Below are 10,813 nucleotides of genomic sequence, written 5' to 3'. Positions count from 1 at the left end.
CCCCGGACAGACGCGACTGGCGGCGGTGGCTGAGAAGGACGGGGTTATTCCCCGGGCTTGATATGAGTCGCGGAGCGGTTTTCGACACCCTTGAACAGGGGAGTAGTGCCGCCATGAACGGCCATGGCGTCGCGATTGCCGACCTGCTGCTTTCGCTTGACGCGCTGAATAGCGGCCTGCTTGCGCTGCCTTTCAAAGAAGCCATCGCCACCGGGGACGGTTATTACATTGTCTGGCCGAAAAATTCACTCAGGAAAAAGAGTATTGAATGTCTGCTGGACTGGCTTAACCTGCATGCCCCGGTCATTCCTTCTCTTGATATCATCTGTCTGGAATACGACGAGCATCGGCTGTAGTTATCAAAAGCAGGATATGCCGCGGGCGTATCCTGCTCTATAAACTTCAGGCGTAAGGAATATTTGCCATTTTTTTATACCTTTCCGGCAATGCACCGTTCAGGTTGAGAAGTTTATCGAGAATAGCGATCGCAGGCGTATTGTTTGCGCGCTCTGAATCTACTATCGCTGCACGCAATATAGTGGCAGCCGACGTGACGTTCTGAAAGTATGCCTCGGACTCGGGCGTTTGTAATTCACCTGAAAGGGCGTAACGCACCAGCGGCCATCCTGAAAAATCCAGTACGGGAAGAGGCTCACCCTCTTTTGGCAGATTAGCGGCGAGCAACGCTTCAGCTTGCATGGGGTCGTTGTGAGCGGCACACAGAATGTGAAGGCGATGCACAAAGGCCGCAAGGGTGACATCGTTCTCTTTTTCTGCTGACAGCGATTCCAGCAGTGCCGATAAATTGGCGCCGGATGAATATTCATCTAGTGAGACCAGCTTCATTAAATGAAATATAACGTCAAGCGTCATGTTTGCTCCCTGAACATTTATCAATTTTGAAGGATGATATTTCAGGGACGTCGCGTTTGAAAAACGACAAATAGTCAGAATCAATGTGAGTTTAACTCAACATCACAAAAAGGCCCCGTCAGGGGCCCGATCTTGATTAACCACAACGGGATCAGAAGCGGTATTGCAGACCCGCAGTAATGGTATAGTTGCGGTTTGAAATACCGGCAGCATCTCCGCCAATAGAGCCCGATTCGCCAGTATTGGTATCAATAATCTGCGTACCGCCTTTACCTTCTTCGTAACTGCTATAGGTAAATTCTGCGAACACTTTGGCGTTCGGCGTGACGTAATAACCTGCGTCAACCGACGCACCGTAATAGCGGGAATCCGAGGTCTTCTCACGGAAGGTCAGATCGCGCATATAGTGCTCGTCGTTGTCGTGCGCGCGTACCCAGTCACTGAATTTAAACAGGGCATTGAATTCAAAATCATTGAAACGGTACTGACCCGCCAGACCAATATACGGCATGGAGAAGCGCTGGCTATAGCCAATACCGCGTTCACCTGCCGGGAAGTTGCCCGTATTGGTGCCGTTATCATAATTATAAGAGCCACCGGTCGCCGTCCAACTGAAGCGCGTTTCCTGATAACCTGCGGTTACGCCAGCTTTATAGTTATCGCCCTGGACGATCCAGCCTTTAACGTTGAGATCGTATTCATTGGCGTAATTGACGTTGGTCGCAGGATGGGATGAATGGTCTGTCCAGGAGGATTGTTTTGCATTCATCCAGTCGTAGTCATCCATATGACCCGAGCCTGATGCCAGAGACGTCCAGCCGCGGGCGTTCAGTGTCAAAAATGAATAAGCATCCCAGGAAATATCACCTTTCAGAATGGCGACATTTTTGATTTTCCAGTCGAGCTGGCTGATTTTTCTTCCTGTGACTTCGTCGTACACCATTTCATGGGATTTTCCGCTCAGCATCCCGGCAGAGGCTGAAACCGATAAACTTTCCGGTGAAAAATCCGGTATGGCTTGTGCGGATCCTGCATATACTGCCCCTGAAAACGCGGCCATCATCATTCCGGCAACAATATTTTTTGTCATTTTAATTTCCCTAAATCAAATTTTATCAATGCCTTGCAGACAAATCTTAAAAGTCATACAAATAAGAATCAACTGCCAGTTTTGGTATTTTTTTTATTATTTGACCCAGGGAGCGATATTTAACTTTGGGCCGCCTCAGTGAGGCGGCGAAAGGTGGGATGAATAAACATTAAGGCGGTGCAAAATAGCTGTCGGTAATTAAAAATGCACTCCCGGATGTAATAAACTTAACGTATTCTCCCCGTTAATTTGAAACGCTACTCGCAGGACGGATCCTGAACCAGATCGCATACATCGCCGGCAGGAAGACCAGGGTGATGATCGTTCCGCCCAGCGTCCCGCCAATCAGCGTATAGGCCAGCGTCCCCCAGAATACGGAATGGGTCAGCGGTATGAATGCCAGCACGGCAGCCAGGGCTGTCAGTAACACCGGCCGTGCCCGCTGGACGGTCGCTTCGACCACCGCATCGAACGGGGCGAGACCTTCCTTCTGGTTATGCGTAATCTGCCCGATAAGGATCAACGTATTTCGCATAAGAATGCCCGAAAGCGCAATCAAGCCGACAAGTGCATTGATCCCAAAAGGTTGATTGAACAGCAGCAGCGTGGGAACCACGCCGACAAGGCCCAGCGGGGCAGTCAGAAAGACCATCACCATCGCCGAGAGAGATCGCACCTGCACAATGATGATCAGTAACGTCAGGGCTATCATTATCGGGAACAACGGCACCATGGCCAGTGTGGCTTTACCTGATTCCTCAATTGAGCCTGCCATCTCAATGCGGTATCCGGGCGGGAGCGTATCAATAATCGGTTTTAGCTGTTTCATGATCGCCACCGACACATCCGGTGGCTGAAGATTGTCGGCGATATCTCCGCGCACGGTAATGGTGGGCGTGCGGTCGCGACGACGCAGGAGCGGGTCTTCCATTTTGACCTCAATCTGACCGATTTGCGACAGCGGCACCCGCTGTCCCGCACTGCCAACCAGGGTAAACCCTTCGATCTTCGCCGGATCAAGACGAATATCGCCCGCAGCGCGTCCTGTAACCTGTACAGCGCGAATATCTTCACGCACGGCAGTAATTGGTACACCCGATAACAGGAACTGGAGCTGCTGAGCCACGCTATTTGAGGTTAAGCCGGTGGCCTGCAGACGGTTCTGATCGAGGGTGAAATGGAGTGTGGGAACTCGTGAACCCCAGTCGGTGTTGACGGTTCTCATCATCGGGCTGGCCTGCAGAACGCCTTTAACCTTATCGGCGATATTGCGAAGCGTATCGACATCGGGCCCCATCACACGCCAGGCAACCGGGAAGGGGGAGTAGGGGCCAAACACCAGTTGTGTGACACGCACGCGCGCTTCCGGCGCAAGTCCACCGGCGACCGCTTCCCGGAGCCGGAACTTGAGCGCCTCGCGTGACATCTGGCTGTCCGTCATCACCACGATTTTCGCAAAAGAGGGATCGGGTAATTCAGGTGCCATGGCCAGGTAAAAACGTGGTGAACCCTGCCCGACGTAGGCGGTCACTATGCTGGCTTCCGGCTGCTGTTTTAACCACGCTTCGATTTTCGCCGTTGCGGCGCTGGTCTGCTCAATTGAGGTGCCATAAGGCATCTGCACTTCCACCAGCACTTCAGGGCGGTCGGACGTTGGGAAAAACTGTTTTTTTACCAGTCCCATACCCACTACGGCCAGGGTAAAAATGAAGACCACGGAACCGGCCACGATCCACTTTCTGGCAATTACCCGGGCCAGCAGCTGGCGAAAGCGGTTATAGCGCGGGGTGTTATAGATGGCGGCATGACCCCCTTCGACTTTGGCGATATCTGGCAGGATCTTAACGCCAAGATAGGGCGTGAACACCACCGCAACCAGCCAGGAGGCAATCAGGGCGATGCCGACAATCCAGAACATATTGCTGGTGTATTCCCCGGCGGTCGACTGGGCGAACCCGTTTGGCATAAAGCCAATCGCCGTCACGAGGGTACCGGCCAGCATAGGCGCGGCGGTATGGCTCCAGGCGTAAGCGGAGGCTTTGATTCGGTCGTAGCCTTCCTCCATTTTCACCACCATCATTTCAATGGCGATAATGGCATCATCAACCAGTAAACCCAGAGCAAGGATCAGCGAGCCCAGCGTTACGCGGTCAAAGTTTATCCCCGCCGCCTCCATCACCACGAAGACGACTGCCAGCGTCAGGGGAACCGCCGCCGCGACGACCACGCCCACGCGCCAGCCCATGCTGACAAAGCACACCACCATCACCACAAGCAGGGCGACGAAGAATTTGATCATAAATTCATCCACCGACGAGCGGATATTCACGGACTGATCGGTGACTTTGGTCAGGGTCATTCCCAGCGGCAGGTTTTCGTTGATCTTAGCCGTTTCGGCATCCAGCGCTTTCCCCAGCGCCAGACCGTTCCAGCCCTCCCGCATCACAATACCTAACAGCAGCGCCGGTTCACGCTGGTTACGGATCTGCAGCGTGGGAGGATCTTCATAACCGCGTTCAACCGTTGCCACATCAGACAGCCTGAGCGTTTTACCCTGAGCGACCAGCGGCGTATCGCGGATCTTCTGCAACGTATCAAAAGCACCATCAAGGCGAATAAAGATCTGCGCACCCTGTGTTTCTATGGAGCCTGCTGGCGTGAGAACGTTCTGATTGTTCAGCGCGTTGAAAATATCCTGCGGTGCCAGCCCCATCGTTGCCAGACGGTCATGAGAGAGGGCGATATAAATCCGCTCGGCCTGTTCGCCGATGATGTTCACTTTTTTGACGCCAGGCACATGCAGGAGTTGCTGGCGCAGGCTTTCAGCATCACGCACCAGCAGACGCTGCGGTTCACCCTTTGCCTTTAGCGTAAAGAGGGCAAAGGTGACATCCGCAAACTCGTCATTGATCATCGGGCCCATCACGCCCGCCGGGAGATTTTTGCTCTCATCGCCAAGCTTTTTGCGCGCCTGATAGAACTCTTCCTGCACCTCGGAGGGGGGCGTCATGTCCTGTAAGGAGAGGGTGATAAACGCCATGCCCGGGCGGGTATAGGTTTCGGTACGGTCATACCACTTGAGTTCCTGCAGCCGTTTTTCCAGCGGTTCAGCAACCTGATCCTGCATTTCCTGTGCGGTTGCGCCGGGCCAGACGGTAATCACCGTCATTTGCTTTACCGTGAAGGGCGGATCTTCAGCCCGTCCCAGTCCAAAGAAGGCGTAAATACCGGCAAGCGTCACCAGAATAATCAGAAACAGCGTGATGGCACGCTCGCGCACGGCAAGCGCTGAGAGGTTGAAGCGTCCGTCGCTCATGGCTGACTCCCCGCCAGAGCCGTACCGCGTTGTTCAGCCAGACGGACAGCTTCACCGTCATGCAGAAGATGGGCGCCCAACGCCACAATTTTCTCGCCCGGTTTGACGCCGCCCGTCACCTGCGCGGCATCGTCGCTCACACTCAGCACTTTGACGGGCTGCCACATCACTTTTGCGGGCTGCGCGGAGATCCGCCACACGCCGGGCCCTTTGCCTGCATCGTACAGAGACGCCAGCGGAACCTGCATTACCTGACGTTCAGCATTTTGTTCGATATGCAGGGTGACGGTCGCACCCAGCGGCGCGTTAGCCAGCGAGCCTTCCAGCACATAGCGTGCTTCATAAGTGCGGGTGGTGGTATCGGCTGCATCAGAGAGCAGGCGCAGTGTCGCGGTAACAGGCTGTGCCTCGCTGCCATAGCGCGTTGCCAGCGCTTTACTACCGACGGCAGGGCGCAATGTCTCTGGCAACTGGACGAGCGCCTCGCGTTGCCCTGAGCGGGCCAGTCTGATCACCGCCTGACCTGCACTGACCACCTGGCCGGGTTCTGCAAGCGTCTCCATGACCACGCCGTCGGAATCGGCCAGCAGCACGGCATAGCCGGTCGCATTTTGCGCGACGGTGGCCTGAGCGCGTGCGGCACTGAGTTCAGCTCTGGCGGCATCCGCCGCGGCTTTTATCTGGTCATACTCCGAGGCAGAGACAGCACCTGTTGCCACCAGGCCGCGATAGCGCGCCTCATCGCTGGTGGCTTTTCTCGCCCGGGCCTGGGCGGCATCCACCGCCTGCTGCTGTGCTTGTGCCTGTAACTTCAGGTCAACCGGATCCAGACGCATTAACGGCTGGCCCTGCTTAACGGTCTGCCCCGTATCAACAAGGCGTTCAAGGATTTTGCCCTGAACCCGGAAACCGAGATCGCTTTGCGTTCTGGCAACGACCACACCCGTAAACGCGCGGGACGCATCGTTCGCCGGTTCAACGGAGGCGGATCTGACAAGCGGTGGCTGGGTGCGCGGATCGTCGGTGGCGGGGTTATCACCGCATGCCACCAGGGCGAAAGGGAGGAGACAAACGGCAAAACGGGCTGAATGAAGCCTGAGCATGGGGAAACCTTATCGTATCAAAGGACGGTTTCCGCATTCTCAGACCAGTGACCAATAAAGTCAATGGTCACAAATCAGGGGGCCAGGCTTCGTAAAATCAGGGAAGGGAGGAGGAGTGCTGCGGTCGGGGCGGTTTCGAGGTTATATTGCAACTGCACGGGGTTGATGAAAGGGCACATCACCATGTATATGGCGTAGGTCACCTCATCCAGGGGCGTTTTTCTTTCGAACTCCCCGCTTTGGCGGCCTTCAACAATGATGCTCTCAATCAGTTTCATCAGGCTCTCGGTATACCGCTCGGTAGACGGCCACTTATCCCGCGCGGCAACGGCGGCGATGTCATAAAGTTTACGATCGTGGAAAAAGAGTTCGCTGCCAGCCTCGGTTAACGCCCGGAAAAGGCGGCGCATTTTTTCACTGGCCGACGGCGCGTCGGCGATGGCTGTTTCCACCGCCGTCATGATCAGCGCCAGGCGGTTAGCGCAGATAACCTCGCCAATTGCCTGTTTGGAATCGAAAAATTTATAGATATAGGCTTTTGAAAAACCGATGGATTTAGCCAGTTCTGCCACGGTGGTTTTTTCATAGCCGTAATGGCCGAAGTGCTCAAAAGCCGCTTCGACGATTTGTTCGCGGACAGAGTGATCAAGGGGACCACGCGTTGATGGGGTGTTCATATTTTTCGTCATTATTTCAGCTTAGCGCGACGGGCATCAGTTGACAACGAGTGACCATAATATGATTTGGTCACTCTTTTAATCATGTATTTTTCAGTGCTGTGAGCCAGAGTGTATCACTCTTTGCCCGGAGTTATTGCACAAGCCCGGAGAGATGAAAAATCCTATAACCCCAGATCGCTCAGTGATGGGTGATCGTCCGGGCGTCTGCCCAGCGGCCAGTGAAAGAGCCGTTCAGCTTCCTTGATGGGCATATCGTTGATACAGGCAAAACGCCGCTTCATGAGGCCGTCCGGCTCGAACTCCCAGTTTTCATTGCCGTAAGAGCGGAACCAGTTGCCTGAATCATCATGCCATTCATAGGCATAGCGCACGGCGATGCGGTTGTCGGTAAATGCCCAAAGCTCTTTTATCAGGCGATAATCCAGCTCTTTCTTCCATTTCCGCTCAAGGAACGCCTGCGCCTCCGCGCGGTTCGTGGCGAACTCCGCACGGTTACGCCACTGCGTGTCCAGCGAATAGGCCAGTGCGATTTTTGCCGGGTCGCGGCTGTTCCAGCCATCTTCTGCCAGCCTGACTTTTTCAATGGCGCTTTCACGGGTAAACGGCGGTAAAGGGGGGCGTGTGTTCATCTCGGCTACCTCGGGTTGATAGTATGTAGACAGGGCTGTCTACTTGCGTTAATCTATGCCTGTAAATACTGTCTGTCAACACACTGTTTGAGGCCAGATAAGCGTGAATACTCTCACCACGAATAACGATCAAAAAGTCAGCGTCAGAGATAAAATATTACTCACCGCGCACGAACTCTTTTATTCCTCCGGGTTCAGAGCAACGGGCGTTGATACGCTTATCAAACAGGCGAAAGTGACTAAAGTGACGTTTTATCGCCATTTCCCGAGTAAGAGTTTGCTTATTCTTGCCTATCTGCAATATCGGCACGAGCTGTGGATTACCTGGTTTGAAACCACGCTTCGACAATATCTCGAAGAGGGGCGGGCTGCATCGGACGCATTAGCAGCAACGCTTAACGGGTGGTTTATTTCCCCGTTGTTTCATGGCTGTGCGTTTATTAATGCCAGCGCAGAAGCAAAATCAGAAGACAATGAAAGTGAAATAAAAGCCATTTGCCGCAACCATAAATCTGAAACCCGGGAAAAAATTGCCACCCTCACCGGTATTGCCGATGAGGCTATTAACACGCAGATTTTAATGCTGATAGACGGTGCCATCATACATGCGCAAATGGGCATGGATACCAAAGAGGTGGTCAGTCAGTTGCGAAGGGGACTTGAAGCGCTGATACCGCGCTAATTACCGCTTTGCGTGCGCAGCCAAACCTCGGGAATGGCTGCGCCGTACGATTCAGATCTTAGTGAGGCTTTGCAGGAAATCGTCCACCTGCTGAGGAGTGGCTGAATCGGCCTGATAGAGGATATCGAGCGTCACGTTTTTAAGGCCACAGAAGCCAAACACCCCTTCAACAATCTGGGTCTGAATAGCTCCGGAATAACCGTGCTTATCGAACCCGGCCAGATCGCTGCCCGCCGTTGCGACCAGGCGCACGGGCACATCACGTAAATTACCCACGATGCGACCATCTTCAGCCACTTTATAGGCCCAGTTCACGGTCAGCACCCGATCAAACCAGCCTTTCAGAAGGGCGGGAACGGACCACCAGTATATCGGGAAGACAAATACCAGCATATCCGCGCGCTCGACACGCTGCTGCTCGCGCAGCACCTCGTCCGGCAGCGCGCGGGCATCGCCGTGGTAGAGGTCAAGGTCGGGTCGAATCATGGTCGGGGAAAAACCTTCGGCATGCAGATCGGCTATTTCAACCTGCGTACCCTGTTCCTGTAACTTCCCGGCAATTCGCTGCGCGAGGGATTGGGATAACGAATTTTCGACCGGGTGAGCCGTCACGATCAGGGCAGTATTGATGACGTTTGATGCAGACATAGAGACCTCAACAGGGTGAGTGAAGATGCCTCTATGTTACTATTGGTAACTTAACTGTCAATCTGGCAGGGCACTCATTTTGTGCTGTCCAGATAGGTATTGAGGACGCCGGTCATCGCGCCGCTGAGCATCTCTTCGGCAACGTTACGCGCGAGGATCCCATTTCCGGCAGCCGTACTGAGCGCATCCGCGGCCCCAATAATGGCCGTCAGGGCCGCTTCACCTGTTACCCCTTGCAGCACAATAAAAGGGGCAAGCGCCATCCGCAGGCAGTTTGCGCAGTCGGCCACGCAGGCCTCGCGGAAAATCTGCAGCGCCCGCGAGCCGGACAGAGCCGCCGCTATGGGGCCCGTTTCGGGGCCCGCAGAGATCGCGCAGTCGATATACGCGGCGCTGAAAAAACGGATCGTCTGTGCCAGCGTTTTATTGTCTCTGTTCAACGTCTCGCGAAATTTCTTGAGCTGCCTGTCGCTGAAGTCCTGGTAGAGTGCCATCAGCAGCCCTTCACGATCGCCAAAATGATCGTAAGGAATGGGTTTGGTGACGTTGGCGCGCTCGGCCAGGAAACCCAGCGTAAGGGCCTCAGTGCCTTGCTGGCGCACAATTCCGCGCGCGACTTCCAGCAGCTGTGCGCGGCGTTCTTCTTTTCTTAAGCGCTTAACAACCATCTTTTCCTCAAATCAGTTAACTACTAAAGGTAGTTTACACGCCTTACTGAACGGATGAGAAGCTCATTGCGCGGCTTTTTCCTGCTGAGCCATGTCGAGCACGCTGGCGCTTGCCGGGTCGAACAGCGCAAGGCTCTCAATCTGGTTGAGCATAATCACCTTTCTGAAATCCATCGCACTTCTGGGCTCAGAGTCGAGGGTGATATCATGCCCGTCATACCATTTGCTGTAGTTATTTTCGATGCGAAAATTCATCGTCTGGCGATCGCGATAGCCACTCAGCATGGGAATAAGCACGATATTGGCCGTTTTCTCATACTCCAGCGTCGCCGTATGGATCATGCCGACATAGATACGCCCCGACCGTAGCGTCACCTGCGCCAGCTCGCCTTGCTCCATGCACTGATAAAGCAGTTGTTCAATCCCGCTCGCCTGTGCCAGGCGCTTATAGAGCTTTTTCCTGCCTTCACCGTCCAGTCGGGCGCTGCCCGCCCAGTTTGAGCGATAAAGACAAAACAGGATGGCGAAGGCCAGCATCACCACTACGGGTGCCTGGATGCCCAGGAAACTCCAGTTCATAAAGTCCATCTGCCAGTCGGCATAACGCTCTGACGTAAAGTGGAAGGTGTTGTCAGCCGCGGAGAGGGCGAGCAGCAGCAGCCAGAGCAGCCCGGTGGCGATCACACCTTGCAAAACGAAGATCGAGCCGTAAAGGGCAACCAGAAAATAGACATCCCAGCCGAAGGAACGCTTGATTTTGAAGCGGGTAGAGAGGTCGCGGCTGGTGTACCAGTACCCGCAGACCATCAGCACCATAAATATCGCCGTTCCCATATTACGCCCTCTTTAACGCATTGACGTGGCGCAGAAAATCCTGGCGTACCTCGTTGCTTTTATAGTTCACCGAGGCATTACCATCCTGGTCGATGATAATCCGGTCGCCATCCTCAACGGCTTCAATGATTTCCTGCTGACTCATCACCTGAAGTAACGATTCCGGGCTGGAGAAAAGGGAGAGAAAGAAACGTCTCATCGCATGTCATCCTTATGAATAAAAAGAATAAGCCTGGAAGAGAACGGGGGAATTTACCTTAGGGTTAACCTGAAAAAGTAGCCCGATGGCG

At 54.2% G+C, this 10,813-nt stretch carries 12 protein-coding genes; 2 read left to right on the top strand and 10 right to left on the bottom strand.

Features of this window, described 5'->3' with window-relative positions; all coding sequences use genetic code 11:
• Positions 1-356, top strand: a 356-nt coding sequence (locus AK59_RS01000000123780) for a LysR substrate-binding domain-containing protein (RefSeq protein ID WP_032618592.1), incomplete at its 5' end; no start/stop codon positions are given.
• Between the two features lie 46 nt (positions 357-402).
• On the opposite strand, the gene AK59_RS0114520 is transcribed toward AK59_RS01000000123780, so the two are convergent.
• The 6 genes from AK59_RS0114520 to AK59_RS0114495 all read right to left on the bottom strand — a co-directional run bounded on the left by AK59_RS0114520 (position 403) and on the right by AK59_RS0114495 (position 7,691).
• Positions 403-873 (bottom strand): hypothetical protein, encoded by a 471-nt coding sequence (locus AK59_RS0114520; RefSeq protein ID WP_013096730.1) that lies wholly within the window; start codon positions 871-873, stop codon positions 403-405.
• A gap of 151 nt (positions 874-1,024) precedes the next feature.
• Positions 1,025-1,963: an omptin family outer membrane protease gene (locus AK59_RS0114515; RefSeq protein ID WP_029883117.1), complete on the bottom strand. Its 939-nt coding sequence runs from the start codon at positions 1,961-1,963 to the stop codon at positions 1,025-1,027.
• A gap of 244 nt (positions 1,964-2,207) precedes the next feature.
• A complete protein-coding gene (locus tag AK59_RS0114510) occupies positions 2,208-5,279 on the bottom strand; it encodes an efflux RND transporter permease subunit (protein ID WP_029883116.1) in 3,072 nt (1,023 codons plus the stop codon).
• Positions 5,276-6,382, bottom strand: a complete 1,107-nt coding sequence (locus AK59_RS0114505; RefSeq protein ID WP_029883115.1) for an efflux RND transporter periplasmic adaptor subunit — start codon at positions 6,380-6,382, stop codon at positions 5,276-5,278. The genes AK59_RS0114510 and AK59_RS0114505 overlap by 4 nt, the downstream gene beginning before the upstream one ends.
• 74 nt (positions 6,383-6,456) lie before the next feature.
• Positions 6,457-7,071, bottom strand: a complete 615-nt coding sequence (locus tag AK59_RS0114500; RefSeq protein WP_014831802.1) for a TetR/AcrR family transcriptional regulator — start codon at positions 7,069-7,071, stop codon at positions 6,457-6,459.
• 152 nt (positions 7,072-7,223) lie between these two features.
• Positions 7,224-7,691, bottom strand: coding sequence for a nuclear transport factor 2 family protein (locus AK59_RS0114495; protein WP_029883114.1), 468 nt, complete (start codon positions 7,689-7,691; stop codon positions 7,224-7,226).
• A gap of 103 nt (positions 7,692-7,794) precedes the next feature.
• Here AK59_RS0114495 and AK59_RS0114490 point away from each other — a divergent pair, with 103 nt between their 5' ends.
• Positions 7,795-8,373, top strand: a complete 579-nt coding sequence (locus AK59_RS0114490) for a TetR/AcrR family transcriptional regulator (RefSeq protein WP_029883113.1) — start codon at positions 7,795-7,797, stop codon at positions 8,371-8,373.
• A 51-nt stretch (positions 8,374-8,424) separates the two neighbouring features.
• Here AK59_RS0114490 and AK59_RS0114485 read toward each other — a convergent pair whose 3' ends face one another.
• From AK59_RS0114485 to AK59_RS0114470, 4 genes are all read right to left on the bottom strand, one after another.
• Complete coding sequence (locus AK59_RS0114485) at positions 8,425-9,021, bottom strand: NAD(P)H-dependent oxidoreductase (RefSeq protein ID WP_020688138.1); 597 nt, start codon at positions 9,019-9,021, stop codon at positions 8,425-8,427.
• A gap of 74 nt (positions 9,022-9,095) precedes the next feature.
• Positions 9,096-9,689 (bottom strand): TetR/AcrR family transcriptional regulator, encoded by a 594-nt coding sequence (locus tag AK59_RS0114480; RefSeq protein WP_029883112.1) that lies wholly within the window; start codon positions 9,687-9,689, stop codon positions 9,096-9,098.
• A gap of 63 nt (positions 9,690-9,752) precedes the next feature.
• The gene (locus AK59_RS0114475) at positions 9,753-10,523 is read right to left on the bottom strand and encodes a hypothetical protein (protein ID WP_029883111.1); all 771 of its coding nucleotides are present in this window, start codon (positions 10,521-10,523) and stop codon (positions 9,753-9,755) included.
• 1 nt (position 10,524) lies between these two features.
• A complete protein-coding gene (locus AK59_RS0114470) occupies positions 10,525-10,722 on the bottom strand; it encodes a hypothetical protein (RefSeq protein ID WP_013096722.1) in 198 nt (65 codons plus the stop codon).
• Positions 10,723-10,813 lie beyond the last annotated feature (91 nt).

The sequence above is a fragment of the Enterobacter sp. T1-1 genome (genome assembly GCF_000710795.1).
Classification (GTDB): Bacteria; Pseudomonadota; Gammaproteobacteria; order Enterobacterales; family Enterobacteriaceae; genus Enterobacter; species Enterobacter cloacae.
This window is presented reverse-complemented; position numbering and strand designations above follow the sequence as displayed.

Coding starts and splice junctions, on each gene's coding strand:
- AK59_RS0114520 (WP_013096730.1), bottom strand. CDS start 873: ATGACGCTTGACGTTATATTTCATTTAATGAAGCTGGTCTCACTAGAT.
- AK59_RS0114515 (WP_029883117.1), bottom strand. CDS start 1,963: ATGACAAAAAATATTGTTGCCGGAATGATGATGGCCGCGTTTTCAGGG.
- AK59_RS0114510 (WP_029883116.1), bottom strand. CDS start 5,279: ATGAGCGACGGACGCTTCAACCTCTCAGCGCTTGCCGTGCGCGAGCGT.
- AK59_RS0114505 (WP_029883115.1), bottom strand. CDS start 6,382: ATGCTCAGGCTTCATTCAGCCCGTTTTGCCGTTTGTCTCCTCCCTTTC.
- AK59_RS0114500 (WP_014831802.1), bottom strand. CDS start 7,071: ATGACGAAAAATATGAACACCCCATCAACGCGTGGTCCCCTTGATCAC.
- AK59_RS0114495 (WP_029883114.1), bottom strand. CDS start 7,691: ATGAACACACGCCCCCCTTTACCGCCGTTTACCCGTGAAAGCGCCATT.
- AK59_RS0114485 (WP_020688138.1), bottom strand. CDS start 9,021: ATGTCTGCATCAAACGTCATCAATACTGCCCTGATCGTGACGGCTCAC.
- AK59_RS0114480 (WP_029883112.1), bottom strand. CDS start 9,689: ATGGTTGTTAAGCGCTTAAGAAAAGAAGAACGCCGCGCACAGCTGCTG.
- AK59_RS0114475 (WP_029883111.1), bottom strand. CDS start 10,523: ATGGGAACGGCGATATTTATGGTGCTGATGGTCTGCGGGTACTGGTAC.
- AK59_RS0114470 (WP_013096722.1), bottom strand. CDS start 10,722: ATGAGACGTTTCTTTCTCTCCCTTTTCTCCAGCCCGGAATCGTTACTT.